This window comes from Pelagibacterium sp. H642 (assembly GCF_031202855.1).
Classification (GTDB): Bacteria; Pseudomonadota; Alphaproteobacteria; order Rhizobiales; family Devosiaceae; genus Pelagibacterium.
In genome coordinates this window covers 2,400,785-2,421,578 of sequence record NZ_CP101829.1, presented here as the reverse complement: position 1 = coordinate 2,421,578, position 20,794 = coordinate 2,400,785, and the positions used below count along the sequence as shown (strand labels likewise).

The following is a 20,794-nucleotide window of genomic DNA, read 5'->3' as shown; positions in this document are numbered from 1 at the left end:
GCTATTACCCATTCGCTAACCAATATCGCTTTAGACTTCGCGCCGTCCCGCCTGTCTTTTAGAGGGATGGAGCATGAAATCCTGCCTGATCGTCGATGATTCCAGCGTGATCCGCAAAGTTGCGCGGCGCATTCTGGAAACCATGGATTTCATCGTCGATGAAGCCGAGGATGGGCAGGAGGCGTATGAAAAATGCGCCCGAGAAATGCCCGACGTGATCCTTCTCGATTGGCAGATGCCGATCATGAGCGGGCTTGAATTCCTGAAGGCCCTGCGCGGTTATTCCGGCGGCGACAAGCCCAAAGTGGTCTACTGCACCACCGAGCGCGACATCGGCCACATCGCGATGGCCCGCAAGGCCGGCGCCAACGATCACATGCTCAAACCCTTCGATCATGCGATGCTGGAAGCCAAATTCCAGTCCTATGTCTAGAGCGTGTCCAGCAAAAGCATGTCCCCGGCGTGACCGGGGATGGAAACGGTTTTGCGGTTCGGACACGCGACAGAACAAGGACTTAGAGCATTGAAGCGATTCGGAGAAAAGCGGAAATGCTCTAGCCAGCGTTTTGCGGCTCGAAGCGCGCCCAAGCAAAGACTTGGAGCAATTGGAACGTGCCGAAGAAGAGCTGAAACGCTCTCGTTCCCACACATATGCGTGAAAACCGGTCCCGTTTTCCGTAAAATCGAGTTATGATCAAAATTGGGTAGAGCCCCTTTTGGGCAATACCTCGAACGGCGTGGTGTGCCCGCGCCTTGGGGGAAGTGTGACGGCACCCCGCGCTCCTTTTGACCGAGGAGGCCAGGTATGCCTGTGTACCCCGAACAAGCCTATGCACATGCCAGCGACGCCGATATCGCCGTCCGTCCCATCACGACCGGCGATGTCTTTGATGCCCTTGGCAAAGGGACGGCCGACTTCTGGCGCCATCCTTCGCACTATCTCTTTATTGCTCTTATCTACCCGCTCGTCGGCATCGCGCTGGCAGTCTGGAGCGCTGGCGGGGCGACCTTTGCCCTGCTCTACCCTTTGGCTGCCGGCTTTGCCCTGATCGGGCCGGTCGCGGCTCTAGGGCTTTACGAATTGAGCCGCCGCCGCGAACGCGGCGAGGACGACGACCCCCGCCATGCCCTGGCGGTGCTGCATCACCCCGCCATCGGTTCGATGACCGCGGTCGGGTTGCTGCTCGCCGTTCTCTTCATTCTTTGGATAACGGCCGCCGGAGCCATTTATGAGGCACACTTCGCCATCGACCCGCCCACCACCCTCATGGGGTTGATCACCGAAACGCTGACCACGGCCCAGGGATGGAGCCTGTTGTTCTGGGGCAATCTGGTTGGCCTGGTTTTCGCCCTCGTGGTTCTGGCCACCACGGTCATCGCCTTCCCCCTGCTCGTCGACAAGGGCGGAAGTCCAGGGCGCGCCATCGGCACCTCCCTGCGCGCCTTCGGCAAAAACCCTGTTCCCATTCTCCTCTGGGGCGCGGTCGTCGCATTGATCCTGCTGATCGCCTCGATCCCGCTCTTTGTGGGACTGGCGATCGCCCTGCCCATCCTCGGGCACGCCACCTGGCACCTCTACCGCAAACTGGTGCCTTGAAATAAGAAAGGTCCCGCGCGGGGATTGTCGCGCGGGACCTTGCAAAATTGCGGCTAAAGCGCCGATCAGGCGCTTTCGGCCATCTCGGTTTCGTCGGGCTCGCGCAGCACATAGCCGCGGCCCCAGACGGTTTCGATGTAGTTCTTGCCGGCCGTGGCCACCGAAAGCTTCTTGCGCAGCTTGCAGATGAACACGTCGATGATCTTGAGTTCCGGCTCGTCCATCCCGCCATAGAGATGGTTGAGGAACATTTCCTTGGTGAGCGTCGTGCCCTTGCGCAGCGAGAGCAGCTCGAGCATCTGGTATTCCTTGCCCGTCAGATGCACGCGCTGGCCACCCACCTCGACCGTCTTGGTGTCGAGGTTGACCGAAAGATCGCCGGTGTTGATGACCGACTGGGCGTGCCCCTTGGAGCGCCGCACGATGGCGTGGATGCGGGCGACCAGTTCGTCCTTGTGGAACGGCTTGGTCATGTAGTCGTCGGCCCCGAAGCCGAGCCCGCGCACCTTGTCCTCGATCCCGGCAAGCCCGGACAGGATCAGGATCGGGGTCTGAACCTTCGCAACGCGCAGCGTGCGCAGCACTTCATACCCGCTCATGTCCGGCAGATTGAGGTCAAGCAAAATGATGTCGTAATCATAGAGCTTGCCCAGATCGACACCTTCCTCACCGAGGTCGGTGGTGTACACATTGAAACTCTCGGATTTGAGCATCAACTCGATGCTCTGCGCTGTCGCGCTGTCGTCCTCTATCAAGAGCACACGCATGCCAATCCCCTTATCCAACACATCCCTTGCTGGGACCGAGCCCGGATCGATCCGCGACCCTTAACCAAACCCTACTGGGTACGATTCGAACCTACCGGTAATTAGTTAACAAAGTTTAATTCAGTCGGGCAATATGCGAGCTTCATTAACTGAATAAGGTGTTAATGCATTGAAATGTAAGGATAAATCGGCAGAACTTTTCTTAATGCACAACGTTAAGAAAGCCCTTCAAGCGACTCTTGGGACTCACTGAAACAAAGCTATGGGGGAAAAGAGCGCACGCGCAGGGGCGCGGCGAAAAATTTTGCTCAACTTCTGGCAATATCGCCATAACCTTAAGGATGAGTTACCAATGTGGCGCAACAGAGGTGCGAATCGCTTCCCTAAGGGCCCCGTGTGCAGTCGCTGATTTCAGACATCGAGGCGATCGACGAGATCGAGGTGTTCGGCCGCGTCAAGGCCGTGCAGGGCCTTTTGATCGAGGTGGTCGGCCCGGTGCGCGAATTGCGCGTGGGCGGACGCGTTTCGATCGAAACGCCCAACGGCCCCGACCTCGCCTGCGAGATCATCGGCTTCCGCGACGGCCATGCGCTCTGCCTGCCCTTCGGCCCGGTGGAAGGGGTGCGCCTCGGCTGTAAGGCGGTTTTTGCCGGCCATGACGGCGCCGTCTATCCCGACGATAGCTGGCTCGGCCGTGTCATCAACGCTGAAGCCCAGGCCATCGATGGCGGCGCCCCGCTGCTGCGCGGCCCCACGCCATACGGACTGCGCAACCTCCCCCTTCCCGCCCATGCCCGCGGCCGCGTCGGCGACCCCATCGATCTGGGCGTGCGGTGTTTGAACACCTTCACCACCTGCTGCGACGGCCAGCGCATGGGCATTTTCGCCGGCTCGGGCGTGGGCAAGTCGGTGCTCATGTCCATGCTCGCCCGCAACACCGATGTGGATGTCTCCATCATCGGCCTGATCGGCGAGCGCGGGCGCGAGGTGCAGGAATTCATCACCGAGCAGCTCGGCGAAGAGGGCATGAAAAAGGCCATCGTCATCGTCGCCACCTCCGACGAATCCGCCCTCATGCGCCGTCAGGCGGCCTATCTGACCCTCACCCTTGCCGAATATTACCGCGATCAGGGCAAGCGCGTGCTCGCCATGATGGATAGCCTCACCCGCTTTGCCATGGCCCAGCGCGAGATCGGGCTGGCCACCGGCGAGCCACCCACCGCCAAGGGTTATCCGCCCACGGTCTTCACCGAACTGCCGCGCCTCTTGGAACGAGCCGGTCCGGGCCTGGTCAACTCGGGCTCCGTTACCGGTCTATTTACCGTTTTGGTGGAAGGTGATGATCACAATGAGCCCATTGCGGACGCCGTACGCGGCATTCTCGATGGTCACATCGTCATGGAGCGATCCATTGCCGAGCGGGGACGCTATCCGGCCGTCAATGTGCTTCGATCCGTGTCGCGCACCATGCCTGGCTGCGTGCCGGAGGATTTCCGGCCCACACTGAGCAGGGCGCGCGAGTTGATGTCGGTTTTCGCCGACATGGAGGAACTGATCCGGCTAGGGGCTTACCGGAAAGGATCGGATCCCAAGGTTGACCGCGCCATCGCGCTCAACCCGGCGCTGGAGGCGTTTTTGAGCCAGCGTTCGGATGAGCGCACCACTATCGCCGACGGCTACAATCTGCTGGCGACGATTTTGGAGACAGGCGGCGCGGACGGCTAGGTTGGCTTGATGAGTAAGGAGTGCAAGTCATGAAGTCCAAGAGCGCGAGCCTGATCCGGTTGAAGAAGTTTCAGGTCGACGAAAAGCGCCGCCAGGTTCTCCAGATCGAGACCATGATCGCCGATTTCGAGCGCATGGCCGCCGAGCTCGACCAGCAGATCGAGATCGAGCACAAAAAGACCGGCATCTCGGACGTCGCGCACTTCGCCTATTCCACCTTCGCCAAGGCCGCCATCACCCGCCGCGACAATCTTCTGACCTCTGCCGGCGACATGAAGGGCAAGCTCGAAGCCGCCCAGGACGAACTCGCCGAAGCCATCGAGGATCTCAAGAAGGTCGAACTGCTCGACGCGCGCGAACATCAGCGGGAAAAAGACGAGCAGGCCAAACGCGAGCAGGCCGAATTCGACGAGATCGGCCGCCTGCGCTACCGGCGCTGACCATTGGCACGGCGATGACCTGGGAAGAGCTCGTCGCCCTCGCCCTCTCCTTCCCCGGCGTGGTCGAATCCACCAGCTACGGCACACCCGCCATCAAGCTCGGCACCAAATTCCTCCTCCGCCTGCGCGAGCCCGACATCATCGCCCTCCAGCGTCCATCCATGGATGAGCGCGACATGCTGCTCGAAGTCGAGGCCGACCTGTTCTTCATCACCGACCACTATCGCGATTACCCTTACGTCCTCGTCCGGCTCGACAACCTTGCCCCCGATCACTTCCGGTCGCTGTTTGAAACGATTTGGCGCGAAAAGGCGACAAAGGCGCAGCTCGCCGCCTACAAATCCCAATAGCGTGAGAATGCCACCACCAAATCCGGCTTGACGAGCGCAATAGCTTTCTATTCCCTCACCGGCCAACGAACCCCACGCGAGCGAGGGGAAGGCCCGCATGTTCGTCTCGGTTTTCGATGTCTTCAAAGTCAGCGTCGGCCCGTCATCCTCCCACACCATGGGCCCGATGCTGGCTGCGGCGCGGTTTCTCGACCGCGTTCGCGAGTTGCCGCCCCGCGAGGGCACCCGGCTCCAGATCACGCTTTATGGTTCCCTCGCCTTCACCGGCGTCGGCCACGGCACAAATGCCGCCGTCCTCGCCGGCTGCCTGGGTTTTGCGCCCGACATCTATGACCAGGCAAAAGCCGACGCGGCACTTTCCGAACTCGCCTCGCGCAAGACGGTCTCCCCCGCCCCCGGCTGGACCATCGCGCTCGATCCCGACGCCGACCTGATCGTCGACCGCAAGACGCGGCTCGACGCTCACCCCAACGGCATGCGCTTTGCCCTTCTGGATGCGGACGGGAAAACCATCGTCGCGGAAACCTATTTCTCGATCGGCGGCGGCTTCGTCAAAACCCTGGCCGAAATCGAATCCGGCGATCTGCCCGCAACACCCGCCGACGATGTCCCCTTCCCCTTTGCCAGCGCCGCCGAAATGCTGGAAATGGGCGAAGCCTCAGGCCTCTCCATCGCCGAAATGAAGCGCCGCAACGAATGCGCCCGCCTTGATGGCGAAGCCTTCTCGCACCGCCTGATGCACATCTGGGATGTGATGGATTCCTGCATTACCCGCGGGCTCGAAGCCACGGGCGAACTTCCCGGCGGGCTCAAGGTCAAGCGGCGTGCCCGCGCCATCTTCGAAAACCTCTCGCGCCGCATCGGAGCCAATGACGTGCCGCTGCATTCGGCCATCGATTGGCTCTCGGCCTATGCAATGGCGGTCAACGAGGAAAACGCCGCCGGCGGCCAGGTCGTCACCGCTCCCACCAACGGTGCCGCCGGCGTCTTCCCAGCCGTCCTGCGCTATTATCTTTCCCACGTCCCCGGCGCGAGCCGCGACAAGATCCCCGATATGCTGCTCACCGGTGCGGCGATCGGTGGGCTCATCAAATACAACGCGTCGATTTCCGGCGCCGAAGCGGGGTGCCAGGCCGAAGTGGGCTCGGCCTCCGCCATGGCCGCCGCGGCGCTCTGCGCGGCGCTTGGCGGCACCAACGCCCAGATCGAAAACGCCGCCGAAATCGCTTTAGAACACCACCTAGGGATGACCTGCGATCCGGTCAAAGGCCTTGTCCAGGTCCCCTGCATCGAGCGCAACGGGCTGGGCGCGGTCAAGGCCGTCGCCGCCGCATCGCTCGCCATGCAGGGCGATGGCAGCCATATCGTGCCGCTCGACGCCTGCATCGAGACCATGCGCCAGACCGGCCGAGACATGGACGAACGCTATAAGGAAACTTCCCTGGGCGGCCTCAGCGTAGCGGTGCCCGACTGCTGAGCTATTCAGCGGTAATCGCGATCTCGCGCACCATTTCGCCGGTCTCGCCATCGAAAATGCGGATAGCCTGCGCTTCACCGGCCACATAGGTCACCGTCAGCAAGCCGTCCTGCACCTGGCTCGAAATCACCTGCGCGTCCGCCGGCAGCGCGATCGATTGCAGCGCGTAGCGGTCCGATACGTCCGACCCCATGGTGACCAGGCGATAGACAACCACCAGCACAACCGCCATAAAGCCGATCAGCATGACGAGCATCGATATTGCGGCCCGCCGCCGCGCTTTCGCCATAACCGCCTCGGCCTCGGGGCTCAGCGGCTCGTCTTTGTCGAAATCGGCTTGAGGTTGGGTCATGGCAGCGGATGGGCTCCAGGGAAACAGGCATGACGCCACGGTGCTCGAAAGCGAGGCCGGGACGCGGCTCGATGCATTTCTAGCGGCCCGTTTCCCCGCCTTTTCGCGCAACCGGATCAAGGACTTGATCCAGGGGGGCGCGGTGAGCGTGGGAGGAACCACGAACGATGTGCCCAAATATCGCGTCAAGGCCGGCGAGTCCATCACCCTTGCCGCCCCCGAGCCGGTCGAAGCCGAGCCCGAACCGCAAGCCATCCAATTGGCCATCCTCTATGAGGACGAGCACCTGATCGTCATCGACAAGCCCGCCGGCATGGTCGTCCATCCCGCGCCGGGCAATGAGAATGGAACGCTGGTCAACGCCCTCATCCACCATTGCGGCCAATCCTTGCGCGGCATTGGCGGTGTCAAACGCCCCGGCATCGTCCACCGGCTCGACAAGGACACCTCCGGCGTCATGGTGGCCGCCAAGACCGAGCAGGCCCACAATGGCCTCGCCGCCCAGTTCGCCGATCATGGCCGGACCGGCCCGTTGGAGCGGGCCTATACCGCTTTCGCGTGGGGCATCCCCAATCCGCTTGTCGGCACCGTGGAAACCCTCATCGGCCGCGATCCGCACAACCGGCTCAAGCAATCGGTATTGGGCCGCGACGGGCGCGAGGCGATCACCCATTATCGGGTGAGCGGGCGCTTTGCCGACGAAAAATGGACCGTGGCCCAGCTCACCTGCAATCTGGAGACGGGCCGCACCCACCAGATCCGCGTGCACATGGCCCATATCGGGCACCCGCTCCTGGGCGACGGGCTCTATGGCGCTGGCTTTGCAACAAAGATTAATCGGGTGCCCGAACCCATCCAACAGGCCATCAGAGCCTTGAATCGGCAGGCTCTCCACGCAAGCGTGCTCGGTTTCGCCCATCCGGCAACCGGCGAAACGCTGCACTTTGAGAGCCCGCTGCCGCCCGATCTCGCAAATCTCGCAACCGCCCTTGCCCCTTACACATTGTAACCTCTGAACCCGGCGACCCATGCATCCCGCGAATGGCAAAAATTCGCGGGGCGGGGGTGTAATCGCCTCATTGCGACCTATATCTACTCTCCAAATGTGTCTCGCGCGCGTGCCGGAAAGGGCGTTTTCGCGAGCTCACCCGCCGGGATTTCCCGGGGGTTCGATAAGAGGGGGTGCAATAATGGCCCAGTCCAATCTACCTGTCCTGAGTTCAGAAAGCGGGCTCAACCGCTATCTTCAGGAAATCCGCAAGTTTCCCATGCTCGACCCTGACGAGGAATTCATGCTCGCCAAGCGGTACAAGGAGCATGCCGATCCCGAGGCGGCACAGAAACTCATCACGTCACACCTGCGTCTGGTGGCCAAGATCGCCATGGGCTATCGCGGCTACGGCCTGCCCATTTCCGAAGTCATTTCGGAAGGCAATGTCGGCCTTATGCAGGCGGTCAAGCGTTTCGAGCCCGACAAGGGTTTCCGCCTTGCCACCTATGCCATGTGGTGGATCCGCGCTTCCATCCAGGAATACGTGTTGCGCTCGTGGTCGCTTGTCAAGATCGGCACCACCGCGGCGCAAAAGCGCCTGTTCTTCAATCTGCGCCGTTTGAAGGGTCAGATCGCCGCGCTTGAGGACGGCAATCTGCATCCCGACCAGATCAAGCAGATCGCCACGACCCTCAACGTCTCTGAAGACGATGTGGTGTCCATGAACCAGCGCCTGACCGGCGATGCCTCCCTCAACGCGCCCATGCGCGCCGATGAAGGCTCCAGCCAATGGCAGGACTGGCTGATCGACGATGCGCCCGACCAGGAAGAAATTCTCGGCGAAAGCCAGGAATTCGACGAACGCATGGGGCTGCTCGAGGGCGCGCTTGAAGTTCTCAACGACCGCGAGCGTGCCATCTTCAAGGCCCGTCGCCTGCAGGAAAATCCCTCGACACTCGAGGAGTTGGCCCAGGAATACGACGTCAGCCGCGAGCGTATCCGCCAGATCGAAGTGCGGGCGTTCGAGAAGGTTCAGGATGCGGTCAAGGAGGCGGCTCGGACCCAGGCTGCGCATTGACGCAGCCTCTCCGAGCCCTCATTGTGCAGCTCCCCGGAACCAACTGAAGGACAAAATCGGACCGGCTGAAAAGCCGATCCGTGCCAAATGATAGAAATCGCTATCGTCGCGGGTCTGATCCTGCTCAACGGCGTGTTCGCCATGTCCGAACTCGCCATCGTCTCGTCCAGCAAGCCTTTGCTGCGATCCATGGCCGACCGTGGCCACCCCGGCGCCTCAGCAGCCGTCAAGCTGGCCGACGACCCCGGCCGCTTTCTCTCCACCGTACAGATCGGCATTACGCTCATCGGCGTCGTGGCCGGTGCGTTTTCCGGCGCCACGCTCGGCGCGCAACTGACTGAAATCCTCATAGCCGCCGGCCTGCCCAGCGCTGCGGCATCCGCCTTGGGCTTTGGCGGCGTCGTGGTCGTCATCACCTATCTTTCCGTGGTCGTTGGCGAGCTGGTTCCCAAACAGTTCGCCTTGCGCAATGCCGAGAGCGTGGCCTGCCTCGTCGCCCGGCCCATGGCGCTGCTCTCCAAGGTGGCCGCGCCCATCGTCTGGCTGCTCGACGCTTCCACAAAGCTGATCTTCCGCCTGTTGGGAATGAGCGACTCCAACGAGGACCAGGTCACCGAGGAGGAGATCAAGTCGATCGTTGCCGAAGCGGCCGAAACCGGCGTCATCGAACGCGACGAAAAGCGCATGATCGCCGGCGTGCTGCGTCTGTCGGACCGCCGTGCCCGCGGCATCATGACCCCGCGCACCGATGTGGAGATGATCGATTTCGACGACGATTTCGAAACCATCCGGTCCGAGCTAGCCCGCTTCAGGCATTCGCGCGTCCCGGTTTCGAGTGGCGAAACCGACAATATCATCGGCGTGCTCGTGGTCCGCGATTTCCTTGCAGCCCAGCCCGAGGACCACGCCGCCCTTCGCCGCCTGCTGCGCAAGCCCCAGGTCGTTCCCGACACCATGGGAGCGCTCGACGTGCTCGACGTCCTCCGGCACGCCGCCTTTCCGCTGGCCTTGGTGCTTGACGAGTACGGTCATTTCGAGGGCCTCGTGACGCCTTCGGACCTGCTCGAAGCCATCGCCGGTGTCTTCCGCTCCGACCTCGAGGAAGGCGAGGCCGACGAAGCCGTTCAGCGCGAGGATGGCTCCTGGCTTCTGGCCGGCAGCCTCACGGCAGACGACCTTGCCGACCGCCTCGGCCTGCTGCTGCCGGAAAAGCGCGATTACCAGACCCTTGCCGGTTTCATGATCGACCGCCTGCAGCACTTGCCCACCACGGGCGAGGCTCTCGAAACCGACGGTTGGCGGCTGGAAGTCGTCGATATGGACGGCCGCCGCGTCGACAAGGTCTTGGCAACGCCGGTGACCGCCGAGGCCGAGGCTTAAATCACGGCATCGAGCAGCTTTCGATCCAAAATCAGCAGCCAGGGGTCCTGCCCCCCTGGCGCCACCTCGATCTCGATCCGATCCTCGGTGGCAAGGTTCGACGTCCCGATCGCCTCGCCCTGCGCCATTTCCAATCCGTCGAGCCGATAGAGCAGCCCCTTCGAGCGCGCAAACCGCGTCCGCCCCAGCGGATAGATCGACACCCGCTCCCCAGCCCCAACGTTAAGCGCGATCGACCCGGCCACCCCCATGGCCAGATCATGGCCGTCGATCAAGATCACCCGTCGCTCGTGGGCATACCGCGCCACCGCGTGCAGCGCGGCCAGCGTATGGTCGAACCGCCCGCCGGTCATCCCGATGGCCAGGGTGATCGGCGCCCGCGTCGAATAGAGGCATTTCTCGAAATCGGTGGTGTCCTGCTCGGCCAGCGTCAAGACCCGCGTGCGGCCGGAAAAGCGCGCGCTGTCGGCCACGGAATCCATGTCGCCAATCACCGCGTCCGGCACGAGCCCCGCCGCCAGAACGATATCGCCGCCCCTGTCGGCCCCCACGATGCCTTGGACGCGCGCCGCGAGCCGTTTGAGCATCTCCGGCTCCACGCTCCCGCCCCCTACAATGAGCAGCATGCCATCGAACCGGAGCGGCAGGCCCTCTCCCCCGGCGCTCTCTTGCACTGAACCTTGGACGCCTATAGTCTCGCCTCGTCTCGCTGGGGTGTCCGTCCGAAAGGACGGGCTGAGAAAAACCCATGGAACCTGAACCAGGTCATGCTGGCGGAGGAAGTTCGAGATGGCAAGGGCTCTTGAAGAGCCCTCCATACGCTCACCTTTCCCCTCGTCCATCCGTGGCCGCAACAATGGCTTGGCGCTTGCGCCCGAAATCGAGGAAATCGATGATCGTTTCGCTTAAAAAAGCCCTGTGTGCGGTTGCGCTGGGAGCCTTCGCGCTTCCCGCGTTCGCCCAGGATAATCCCACCCTCACCGTCTACACCTACGATGCCTTCGCCGCCGATTGGGGCCCCGCCCCCGCGCTCAAGGAAGGTTTCGAGGCCCAATGCACCTGCACGCTGAACTTCGTTTCCGCCGAGGACTCCATCTCCGCCCTGCGCCGCGTCCAGCTCGAAGGCGAAACCACCGAGGCCGATATCGTCCTCGGCCTCGATACCGCCACCATCGGCGAGGGCAAGGCCACGGGCCTTTTCACCGAACACACCCTGGACCTGCCTGAGTTCGAGCTGCCCATCGAATGGACCGATGAGGTTTTCGTGCCCGTCGACTACGGCTATTTCGCCTTCGTCTACGATTCAGAAACCCTGCCCACCCCGCCATCCAATTTCGAAGAGCTGATCGCGCTTCCCGAAGACTTCAAGATCGTCATCCAGGACCCGCGCTCCTCGACCCCCGGCCTGGGCCTCATCCTCTGGATCAAGGCCGTCTATGGCGATGGCGCCGCCGAGATCTGGGAGGGCCTCGCCCCCCATGTCCTCACCGTCACCACCGGCTGGTCGGAATCCTATGATCTGTTCCTGGCCGGCGAAGCCGATATGGTGCTTTCCTACACCACCTCCCCCGCCTATCACGTGATCGCCGAAGGCGAGGACCGCTACAAGGCCACCAGGTTCGACGAGGGCCATTACACCCAGATCGAAGTCGCCGGCATTCTCGCCTCCAGCCCCGACCAGGAGCTGGCCCGGCAGTTCCTCGCTTATCTCGTAACCCCCGAGGCCCAGGCCGCCCTGCCCGAAACCAACTGGATGTACCCGGTGCTCGAGCCGGAAGGCGGCCTCAATCCCGGCTTTGCCGAGATGATCGACCCCGCCCCCGCGCTCCTGCTCGATGCCGACGAGGTCACCGCCAACACGCGCGCCTGGATCGACGAAGCCTTCGCGAACCTGAGGTAGACCACCATGGCCGGGACAGCTCCAACCTGGCGTCCCGGCCGCCGCATTGCCGGCGCTTTGATCGCCGCCGCCATCGCCGTTCTGATCGCCGCCCTGCTGATCGCCCTCTGGATCGCCGGACAGCGTTTCCCCAGCACGGGTTCCAGCGTTGCCGGCATCGGCAGCATCGTCGCCATGGCGGCCATCCAGGCCAGCCTCTCCACCATCCTCTCGATCCTCGCCGGCCTGATCCTCGCCTGGACGCTCGACAGCCTGCGCTTTCCCGGCCGCGGCCTGGTCATCGGCCTGCTCTCGACCGCGCTGGTCATGCCGTCCCTGGTGATCGTTTCGGGGCTGCTGGCCATCTGGGGCCGAAATGGCTGGGTCAATTTCCTGCTCGCCCCCTTCGGGCTCGAAACCGGTTCTTCGATCTTCGGCCTCTGGGGGATCGTCACCGCCCATGTGGTGCTCAACGGCGCCTTTTCGGCCCGCATCTTCATCGACAGGCTCGCCGCCATCCCGCCCGAAAAGCTCAAGCTCGGCCGCAGCCTGGGTTTAGGCCCGCTCCAGCGCCTCGCGATCATCGATTTGCCCGCCCTGGCCTCGTCCATCCCCGGCGTTGCCGCGACAATCTTCCTTCTCTGCTTTACCAGCTTTCCCGTCGTGCTCACCCTGGGCGGCGGCCCCGCCAACCAGACGCTGGAGGTCGCCATCTACGAAGCGGTCCGGCTCGATTTCGATCTCGGCGCCGCCGTCAATCTCGCCCTCGTCCAGCTCCTCATCTGCGCCGCCATCATCATCCCCGCGACCACCCTCGCCCCCGCCGCCACGCTTTTCGGCGCCCGTGCCGGCATCCATTGGCCCGAGAGAGGCTGGCTCGCCGCCCTTCAGGTGGTCCTGCTCATCGTCCTGCTCTTGGGCTTTCTCGCTCCCCTCGCCGGGGTCCTGGGCGAAGGTCTGGCCGCCATCGCTCCCGTCCTCGCCCAACCGGCCTTCTGGCACGCCACAACCACCAGCCTTGTCATCGGCACCCTCAGCGCCCTCCTGGCGGTCGGCCTCGGCATCGCGCTGGGCATGGCCCGCGCCCTCCAGCCCCATGGCACGCTTGGCCGGGCGCTGCTCGGCTTCCCGGTCTTTGCCTATCTCGCCGTCCCCGCCGTCGTGCTCTCGCTGGGCTTTTTCCTCCTTGCCCGGTTGACCGGCCTCCCGCCCATACGGGTTGCCCCAGTGGTATTGATCCTCGCCAACGCGCTTTTGGCCTTGCCCTTCGTCTTTGCCACGCTCGCGCCGCCTCTCGAAGCGCTCGCCCTGCGCCACCGCCGCGTCATCCGCGCCTTGGGCCTTTCCGCCTTCACCCAATGGCGCCGCATCGAATGGCCGCTGATCGGCCAGCCCGTGGGCTACGCGCTGGCCATCGCCTTCGTCTTTTCCCTGGGCGATCTCGGCGTCATCTCGCTGTTCGGCACGTCCGAGTTCTCCACCCTCCCCTGGCTGATGTATCGAGCCTTCGGCGCCTATCGCACCAATGATGCCGAAGCGATCGCGGCCATTCTCTTGCTGCTCTCGGTATCCGCCTTCATCCTCATTCCCAAGCTTCTGGACCGGTTGACCAATGCTCGAGATTGACCAGCTCACCTTCCGCTATCCGGGCGGTGATACCGAATTTTCGTTCGAGATGAGCATCCAGGCCGGAGAGATCGTCGGATTGGTCGGCCCATCGGGCGCGGGCAAATCCACTCTTTTCGATCTGATCGCCGGCTTTCTCGATCCCGCCTCCGGCGATATCCGCCTCAACGGCGCTTCGATCCTCGCCCGCCCGCCGGAAGAACGCCCGGTATCGATCCTTTTTCAGGCCGATAATGTGTTCGATCACCTTTCCGCCGGCGCCAATGTGGCGCTGGGGCTCGGCGGCCGCGCCCGTGCCGATGACCGGCGGGTGATCGAAGCCCTCGGCCGCATGGATCTGCCCGGCCTTGCCTCCCGCCGCGCCGATCGCCTCTCGGGCGGCCAGAAACAGCGTGTCGCGCTCGCGCGCACGCTCCTGCGCAACCGGCCGATCCTTTTGCTGGACGAGCCCTTCACCGGGCTGGACCCGCAGACCGTCATTCCCATTCGTGATCTGATAGCGCGGCTGGTGCGGGAGAACGGCTGGCACGCCATCATCGTCTCGCACCAGGCCGAAGATGTCGCCGCCCTGGCGGCAAAGACCTATCGCATTGAAGGCGGCAGGACGGTAGCAGCTTAGAGCGTTCCAAAAAAAACATGTCCCCGGCTTGGCCGGGGACGGTATCACTTTGTGGTTCGGAAACGCGACGAGGGCTGAAATGCTTTAAGCGTCGGTCGCGTCCGCGGCCGGCGCTGCGTCCTCGGCAGCGGGCGCGGCCTCCTCTTCGGCCGGCGCCTCGGCTTCCGCATCGAGTGCCGCCCAGGCAGCCAGCACGTCCTCGAAGATCGTTTCGCCGTCCTGGCCCTTTTCCAGTGTCAGTATGGCGCGCCGCCCCGTTCCATAGACCATGGCGAGGTCCACCCAGGCCCGCTCGGTCAGAAGCTCGATATTGTTTTCCACATCGATCTCGCTGGCGCTTGAAAGCGCGAACAGGAACGAATTGCCCACGATGCGCGCCGACGCGCCGGTCAGCGGCTGGCCCTGCACCAATTCCTCGTCCTTGAGCAACACCCCAGGCAAATTGGCGATCGAGCCGCCGATAAAGCTCTCGGCCACAGTGAAATTGACTTCCATCAAATGGCTCGCCGGCAGATTGGCATCCGCATTGCGGCGCAAGAGCACCTCGACTTCCAGATTGCGCGCCGGGATGGAGGCGTCGGCGATGATCGTGGGATGCCCCAGCTCGTCGGTGCCGCGCGACCACTCGACGCTTCCCGAATAGGGAACGGCCCCGGTCGAACCGCCGGTCTGTTCCTCGAGCAGCAGCGATTGCGCGCCTTCGGTCGAAAGCGCGATGCCGGGCTCTTCGAGCATTTCCGCATCCGGCTCGATGGGGGATTGCGCTTCCGCTGGCAGCCGATCCTCGAACGTCGCCTCGGGCTCGGTCTGGGCCGGGCTCGGGGTTTCGGTTTCGGAGAAGGGAAGTTCTTCCCCCGGCATGGTCGATCCGCTGACCTCGCCGCTGGCCGAGGGCACTTCCGGGGTGGTGTTGGTCGCCGGGTTCTGCGCCTCCGTTTCCGCCGGAGGCGTGGTCTCGGGGGTTTCGGGCACTTCGGCTTCCGCCACCTCGGTGGTCGGCTCGGTCTGGCCCTGGGCGAAAAGCGCGTTGAGGTCGATATAGCCCTCGCGCCAGGCCCAATAGCCCGCGACCCCGCCGCCGCCGAGCAGCAGCACCGAGATCACGAGGAATATCGTAAAGGCCCCGAAGCCGCCGGACCGTTCGCCGCGTTCCTCGCCCGCTTCCCCGGCTGGCGCTGCTTCCTCGGCCGGTTCCTGTTCCGCATCGGCGGTTTCCGTGGTTTCCCCGCGTGCTTCACGGTCGAGCGCGGCGATAGCCCGGTCTATGGCCACCTGGGCATCAGAGATTTCGGGGCGGCTGATGATGCCCGGTTCGAGCTCCACTTCGCGTACGCTCGACATTGCCGTTTCCGGCTCGGACGGCTGGGCGGCCGTCCCGCCCAGCGGGCGCCCGTGCATGTCGACCAGCGATACGGTGCTGCGCGGCTCGGCCTGCGCTTCGGAAAGAATGAAATGCCGCTCGCTCGATGGCGTCGGCTCGGGCTCGAAGGCGCTCCGTTCGGGGAGCGGCGAAAACGGAATGACGCGGTTGTCCTCGTGGGGCGACACCGGCTCCACCGGCTGGCTCTCACCCGACTGCGCCGCCCGCTCGGCCGATGCGATGATGTCCTCGATCGATCCGGCCCGATATGGCGCAGGCTCTTGCTCCTCGGGCGTTTCCTGCGTCGGCTCCCAGGCAATCTCGGGCTCCTCGGCCTCCGGAACATCGTCGCCGGGCTGCTCCGGCTCAACCTCTTGCTCGGGCTCGACGAACGCATCGCTCTCGGGGCGAGTGTCGAACTGGTCGTCTTCGTCGACAATGACCTGCTCATCCTCGCGCGACCACACAGGCTCGGGCTCGACGATGTCGGTTTCCCCATCGTCCAGGCGCGGCTCTTCCGGCTCTACCCGCTCCTCCTCGGCCTCCGGCTCGAAATCTTCGACCGGCGAGGTCTCGAAATCGTCGGGCTCAAGCTCCGGCTCCGGCTCTGGCTCGGGTTCGCGCTCCGGTCCGGCTTCCGGCTCCGGCTCCAGTTCCGGCTCGCTCTCGGGCTCGGCCAGATAGTCTTCTTCGGCTCGCGGCTCCTCGGCAACCGGCTCATCGACAACCGGCTCGTCCGGGTAAGCCTCCTCATAGGCTTCCTGCTCGGCGGTCGCCTCGGCCACCGGCTCGGGCTCAACCTCCTCGACGGCACGGAATCGGCCCAGAAGCTTTTCGGTCGCTTCGTGTTCGACCTCGCGAATACAATCTTCGAGATTGAGACGGTGAGTGGTGATTTCGCGCGCCGGCAGTGGTGGCTCGATGGCACGCAATTGTGCGACAAGGGCACTGCGCGCTTTCTCATAGACTGCTCGGCGATTGGCACCGGTATTTTCCGGCAGGGCATCGATCGCCTTGCGCAAGAGTTCGCGATAGTCGGCCATTATCTACTCAATGTCACTTTCTGCCGGCGGTATAACAAAATTGTTTTTAAACAAGAAAACTCAATCTTGAAACGGGTCCTGGACCAAAATCGTGTCTTCGCGTTCCGGGCTTGTCGACAACATGGCGACCGTGGCCCCGATCAATTCTTCCACCCGCCGCACATATTTGATCGCCTGGGCCGGCAGATCCGCCCAACTCCGGGCGCCGGCGGTGGTTTCCTTCCAGCCTTCCAGCGTTTCATAAATGGGCTTGACTCGACTTTGTGCCCCCATTGAGGCAGGCAGATGGTCGATGCGCTGCCCGTCGAGTTCATAAGCGACACAGACCTTGATCTCCTCGAGCCCGTCGAGCACGTCGAGCTTGGTGAGCGCGATGCCGTGGATGCCCGAAGTGCGCACCGTCTGACGCACGATCACCGCGTCGAACCAGCCGCAACGCCGCTTGCGGCCGGTGACCACGCCGAATTCATGCCCCTTCTCGCCCAGGAACTGGCCGATTTCATTGTTCTGCTCGGTCGGGAACGGCCCCTCGCCAACCCGCGTGGTATAGGCCTTGGTGATCCCCAGCACATAATCGATAGCCGCCGGTCCCAGTCCCGATCCCGGCGCCGCCTGTCCCGCGACCGTGTTGGAGGACGTCACGAACGGATAGGTGCCGTGATCGTTGTCGAGCAGCGCACCCTGCGCACCCTCGAACAGGATACGCTCCCCACGGCGGCGGCGTTCGTCGAGCAATTCCCACACCCGGTCCATGAACGGCAGGATCTTGTCGGCCACCGCCATCAGTTCCCCATGGATGGCCTCGGACGAAATTTCTTCCGCCCCCATGCCGCGCCGCAGCGCGTTATGGTGCGTCAAAAGCCGCTCGATCTTGTCCATGAGCGTTTCGGGCTCGGAAAGGTCGCACACCCGGATCGCCCGGCGGCCCACCTTGTCCTCATAGGCAGGCCCGATGCCGCGCCGGGTCGTGCCGATCTTGAGGCCGGAATTGGAATCCTCGCGCAGCGCATCGAGTTCGCGGTGCAGCGACAGGATCAGCGGCGCGTTCTCGGCAACGCGCAGAACCTCGGGCGTGATCGAAACCCCCTGGGTGCTCAGCTTTTCGATCTCGGCCACGAAATGGTGCGGATCGACCACCACGCCATTGCCGATCACCGAGAACTTGCCCCGCACCAGCCCCGAGGGCAGCAGCGAAAGCTTGTAGCTCACCCCGTCGATCACCAGCGTGTGGCCGGCATTGTGCCCGCCCTGATAGCGCACCACCACGTCGGCGCGTTCGGAAAGCCAATCAACGATCTTGCCCTTGCCCTCGTCGCCCCATTGGGAGCCGACCACCACAACATTCGCCATTTGCGCTAGCTTTCCTTTTCGTGTCCGAGGTTCCGCCGGTGAATGCCCCGCGGCGGCCATTGGCGCTTTTGGTCTTCGCCAAGGGCCGAAACGCTGATAAGTCCGGGCTCTATAAAGTACAAGGCCCGATATGACAAAGACCACCCAGCCCCCTTCTCCTGCGACCGATCGGCCCTCCGGCATCATGAACCAGCCCTATCTGCTGCTGACGCTTTCGGCACTGTTCTGGGGCGGCAACATCATCGCGGGCAAATACGCCATCGGCGAGCTCGATCCGTTCGAGCTTTCCGCCCTGCGCTGGATCGTGGCCTTCCTTGTCATCCTCCCCTTCGCCTGGCCTTCCCTGCGCGCCGAATGGCCCGAAATCCGCCGCGGGCTGGGCTGGCTGGCCTTTTACGGCGTGGTGGGCTTCACCAGCTTCAATGCCCTGCTCTATGGCGCGACCAATTTCACAGCCGCCGTCAACGTCGCCATGATCCAGGCGGCGATCCCCGTGCTCGTCATGGTGGGCAATTTCCTCATCTTCCGCGTCCGCGCCTCGGCGCTCCATATGGTGGGCGTTGTGCTCACCATCTATGGCGTCATCCATGTCGCAACCCACGGCGCACCGGCCCGCCTCATCGGCCTCGACGTCAATCTCGGTGACGCCCTGATGCTGGCCGCCTCCCTGCTTTACGCGCTCCATTCGCTCATGCTGCGCTACAAGCCCAGGATCGGCTGGATGACCTTCATCCTCACCACCAGCTTTTTCGCCGCCCTCTCGGCGGTGATCTACCAATCGCTGTTTTCCACCGGCCTTTCCGGCCTGGTTTCGGCCACCGTTTCCATGAGCCCGCGCGGCTGGCTCGTGGTCGCCTATGTCGCCCTGCTCCCCTCGATCGTCGCCCAGATGACCTATGCCCAGGGCATCGAACTGATCGGCCCCAATCGCGGCAGCCTGTTCATCAACCTGATCCCGGTGTTCGGTGCCCTGCTCGCCGTGTTGATGCTGGGCGAGACGCTGGAAACCTTCCACCTCATCGCCGCCATCTTCATCATCGCCGGCATCGGCCTCGCCGAATATGCCGCCCGACGGAATTTGAGGCAGATTCTAAAGCCGCAGTAAAAAGGCCGGCAACATTGCCGGCCCTTCACCATTCAATACCGGTCAACCTACACGGTAAAAACCAGCCGTTTAGCCTGCTTGACCCCTTCGAGCCCGGAGATCTGCGTCAGCTCTCCATCGGTCAATTCGCTATCGATCGACACCAGCGCAATCGCGTCCTTGCCCTGTTCCACGCGGCCCAGATTGAAGTTGGCGATGTTGATCCCGAGCTGGCCGAGCAGCGTGCCAAGCCGGCCGATAAAGCCCGGCTTGTCCTCATTGGTGATATAGAGCATCCGCTGCGTCAGCTCCGCTTCGAGCGTGATGCCCTTGATCTCGACGATGCGCGGCGCGCTCGAGCCATAGACGGTGCCTGCTACGCTCCGCTCCTGCCGCTCGGTCACGACCGTCAGCCGGATGAGGTTGTCATAGGCCCCGACCTGCTCGCGGTTGACCGTTTCCACCGCGATCCCGCGATCCTTGGCCAGCGCCGGCGCCGACACCATGTTGACGTCGCCCAGCAAGGGCTTGAGCACCCCATTGAGCGCCGCCGCCACCATCGGGCGCGTATTGAGTGCGGAAACCTCGCCCTCGAATTCGATGCGGATGCCCTTAATGGCCGTTTCGGTGAGCTGGCCGGCGAACGAGCCCAAAAGCTCGGCGAGCTTGACGAATGGGGTCAGCTTGGGCGCCTCTTCCGCCGAGATCGAGGGGAAGTTGAGCGCGTTGGTGATCTCGCCGGTCATCAGATACGCCGAAATCTGCTCGGCCACCTGCAGCGCCACATTCTCCTGCGCTTCAGTGGTCGAAGCGCCCAGGTGCGGGGTGCAGATGACGTTAGGCACGTCAAACAGCGGATTGTCCTTGGCCGGCTCTTCGAGGAAAACGTCGAGCGCCGCGCCAGCGACCTTGCCCGATTCCAGCGCATCTTTCAGCGCAGCTTCGTCGATCAGCCCGCCACGGGCGCAGTTGATGATGCGGACCCCGTCCTTCATCTTGGCGAAGGCTTCGGCATTGATGATGTTGCGCGTCGCGTCGATCAGCGGCGTGTGCAGAGTGATGAAATCGGCCCGCGCCAGAAGCTCGTCCAGTTCCACCTTCTCGACTCCGAGATCGATGGCGCGTTCGGGCGTGAGGAACGGATCGTACGCGATCACCTTCATCTTGAGCCCCTGGGCGCGGTCGGCAACGATCGAGCCGATATTGCCGCAACCGATCAGACCCAGCGTCTTGGACGTCACTTCCACGCCCATGAAGCGGTTCTTTTCCCACTTCGACGCACGCGTCGAGGCGTCCGCTTCCGGGATCTGACGGGCCAGCGCCAGCATCATCGAAATGGCGTGCTCGGCCGTGGTGATCGAATTGCCGAACGGGGTGTTCATGACGATCACGCCCTTGGCGGTCGCGGCCGGGATATCGACATTGTCCACGCCAATGCCGGCGCGGCCGATCACCTTGAGGTTGTTGGCCGAAGCGAGGATCTTTTCGGTCACCTTGGTCGCCGACCGGATGGCGAGGCCATCATACTGGCCGATGATTTCGGCCAGCTTGTCCTTGTCCTTGCCGACATCGGGCAGATAATCCACCTCGACGCCATTGGCCTTGAAAATCTCGATCGCCGCCGGGCTGATCTTGTCCGATACGAGTACCTTGGGCATATCCCTGTTCCTTGTTCG

Annotated in this window: 19 protein-coding genes and 1 riboswitch; of the genes, 13 read left to right on the top strand and 6 right to left on the bottom strand. The window is 63.3% G+C overall.

Annotated elements, in window-relative coordinates; genetic code table 11:
* Positions 1 to 73: 73 nt before the first annotated feature.
* Both NO934_RS11910 and NO934_RS11905 read left to right on the top strand, forming a co-directional pair.
* Positions 74 to 433: a response regulator gene (locus tag NO934_RS11910; protein ID WP_309160188.1), complete on the top strand. Its 360-nt coding sequence runs from the start codon at positions 74 to 76 to the stop codon at positions 431 to 433.
* Positions 434 to 805: 372 nt separating this feature from the next.
* Positions 806 to 1,597 carry a DUF2189 domain-containing protein gene (locus NO934_RS11905; RefSeq protein WP_309160187.1) on the top strand — a complete coding sequence of 264 codons (792 nt, stop codon included), beginning with the start codon at positions 806 to 808 and terminating at the stop codon, positions 1,595 to 1,597.
* A gap of 65 nt (positions 1,598 to 1,662) precedes the next feature.
* Here the strand turns inward: NO934_RS11905 and ctrA are convergent, their stop codons facing one another.
* The gene (gene ctrA / locus NO934_RS11900; protein ID WP_309160186.1) at positions 1,663 to 2,364 is read right to left on the bottom strand and encodes a response regulator transcription factor CtrA; all 702 of its coding nucleotides are present in this window, start codon (positions 2,362 to 2,364) and stop codon (positions 1,663 to 1,665) included.
* Between the two features lie 396 nt (positions 2,365 to 2,760).
* On the opposite strand from ctrA, the gene fliI reads away from it, so the two are divergent.
* The 4 genes from fliI to NO934_RS11880 all read left to right on the top strand — a co-directional run bounded on the left by fliI (position 2,761) and on the right by NO934_RS11880 (position 6,356).
* Complete coding sequence (fliI, locus tag NO934_RS11895; protein WP_309160185.1) at positions 2,761 to 4,089, top strand: flagellar protein export ATPase FliI; 1,329 nt, start codon at positions 2,761 to 2,763, stop codon at positions 4,087 to 4,089.
* A gap of 29 nt (positions 4,090 to 4,118) precedes the next feature.
* The gene (gene fliJ, locus NO934_RS11890; protein WP_309160184.1) at positions 4,119 to 4,529 is read left to right on the top strand and encodes a flagellar export protein FliJ; all 411 of its coding nucleotides are present in this window, start codon (positions 4,119 to 4,121) and stop codon (positions 4,527 to 4,529) included.
* A gap of 14 nt (positions 4,530 to 4,543) precedes the next feature.
* Positions 4,544 to 4,879, top strand: a complete 336-nt coding sequence (locus tag NO934_RS11885; protein WP_309160183.1) for an MmcQ/YjbR family DNA-binding protein — start codon at positions 4,544 to 4,546, stop codon at positions 4,877 to 4,879.
* Positions 4,880 to 4,976: 97 nt separating this feature from the next.
* The gene (locus NO934_RS11880; protein WP_309160182.1) at positions 4,977 to 6,356 is read left to right on the top strand and encodes an L-serine ammonia-lyase; all 1,380 of its coding nucleotides are present in this window, start codon (positions 4,977 to 4,979) and stop codon (positions 6,354 to 6,356) included.
* Between the two features lies 1 nt (position 6,357).
* Here the strand turns inward: NO934_RS11880 and NO934_RS11875 are convergent, their stop codons facing one another.
* A complete protein-coding gene (locus tag NO934_RS11875) occupies positions 6,358 to 6,708 on the bottom strand; it encodes a DUF6476 family protein (RefSeq protein WP_309160181.1) in 351 nt (116 codons plus the stop codon).
* On the opposite strand from NO934_RS11875, the gene NO934_RS11870 reads away from it, so the two are divergent.
* From NO934_RS11870 to NO934_RS11860, 3 genes are all read left to right on the top strand, one after another.
* Positions 6,707 to 7,717, top strand: coding sequence for an RluA family pseudouridine synthase (locus NO934_RS11870; RefSeq protein ID WP_309160180.1), 1,011 nt, complete (start codon positions 6,707 to 6,709; stop codon positions 7,715 to 7,717). The genes NO934_RS11875 and NO934_RS11870 overlap by 2 nt on opposite strands.
* A gap of 181 nt (positions 7,718 to 7,898) precedes the next feature.
* Positions 7,899 to 8,777 (top strand): RNA polymerase sigma factor RpoH, encoded by an 879-nt coding sequence (gene rpoH / locus NO934_RS11865; RefSeq protein WP_309160179.1) that lies wholly within the window; start codon positions 7,899 to 7,901, stop codon positions 8,775 to 8,777.
* A gap of 87 nt (positions 8,778 to 8,864) precedes the next feature.
* Positions 8,865 to 10,157 (top strand): hemolysin family protein, encoded by a 1,293-nt coding sequence (locus NO934_RS11860; RefSeq protein ID WP_309160178.1) that lies wholly within the window; start codon positions 8,865 to 8,867, stop codon positions 10,155 to 10,157.
* Here NO934_RS11860 and NO934_RS11855 read toward each other — a convergent pair.
* Positions 10,154 to 10,783, bottom strand: coding sequence for a thiamine diphosphokinase (locus NO934_RS11855; RefSeq protein WP_309163713.1), 630 nt, complete (start codon positions 10,781 to 10,783; stop codon positions 10,154 to 10,156). The genes NO934_RS11860 and NO934_RS11855 overlap by 4 nt on opposite strands.
* Before the next feature lie 74 nt (positions 10,784 to 10,857).
* A riboswitch (TPP riboswitch) is annotated at positions 10,858 to 10,958 on the top strand.
* Between the two features lie 94 nt (positions 10,959 to 11,052).
* On the opposite strand from NO934_RS11855, the gene thiB reads away from it, so the two are divergent.
* The 3 genes from thiB to NO934_RS11840 are packed head-to-tail and all read left to right on the top strand — an operon-like array spanning position 11,053 to position 14,281.
* Positions 11,053 to 12,057, top strand: a complete 1,005-nt coding sequence (thiB, locus tag NO934_RS11850; RefSeq protein WP_309163712.1) for a thiamine ABC transporter substrate binding subunit — start codon at positions 11,053 to 11,055, stop codon at positions 12,055 to 12,057.
* Between the two features lie 6 nt (positions 12,058 to 12,063).
* Entirely contained in the window at positions 12,064 to 13,662 is a 1,599-nt protein-coding gene (locus NO934_RS11845) for a hypothetical protein (protein ID WP_309160177.1), read from the top strand.
* Positions 13,649 to 14,281 (top strand): ATP-binding cassette domain-containing protein, encoded by a 633-nt coding sequence (locus tag NO934_RS11840; protein WP_309160176.1) that lies wholly within the window; start codon positions 13,649 to 13,651, stop codon positions 14,279 to 14,281. Before NO934_RS11845 ends, NO934_RS11840 begins: the two co-directional genes overlap by 14 nt.
* 84 nt (positions 14,282 to 14,365) lie before the next feature.
* On the opposite strand, the gene NO934_RS11835 is transcribed toward NO934_RS11840, so the two are convergent.
* Together NO934_RS11835 and NO934_RS11830 are read right to left on the bottom strand one after the other, a co-directional pair.
* A complete protein-coding gene (locus NO934_RS11835; protein ID WP_309160175.1) occupies positions 14,366 to 16,684 on the bottom strand; it encodes a hypothetical protein in 2,319 nt (772 codons plus the stop codon).
* Positions 16,685 to 16,744: 60 nt separating this feature from the next.
* Complete coding sequence (locus NO934_RS11830; protein ID WP_309160174.1) at positions 16,745 to 18,034, bottom strand: adenylosuccinate synthase; 1,290 nt, start codon at positions 18,032 to 18,034, stop codon at positions 16,745 to 16,747.
* A gap of 130 nt (positions 18,035 to 18,164) precedes the next feature.
* On the opposite strand from NO934_RS11830, the gene NO934_RS11825 reads away from it, so the two are divergent.
* Positions 18,165 to 19,139 (top strand): DMT family transporter, encoded by a 975-nt coding sequence (locus NO934_RS11825; RefSeq protein WP_309160173.1) that lies wholly within the window; start codon positions 18,165 to 18,167, stop codon positions 19,137 to 19,139.
* A 47-nt stretch (positions 19,140 to 19,186) separates the two neighbouring features.
* Here the strand turns inward: NO934_RS11825 and serA are convergent, their stop codons facing one another.
* Positions 19,187 to 20,776 (bottom strand): phosphoglycerate dehydrogenase, encoded by a 1,590-nt coding sequence (gene serA / locus NO934_RS11820; RefSeq protein WP_309160172.1) that lies wholly within the window; start codon positions 20,774 to 20,776, stop codon positions 19,187 to 19,189.
* Between the last annotated feature and the right edge of the window lie 18 nt (positions 20,777 to 20,794).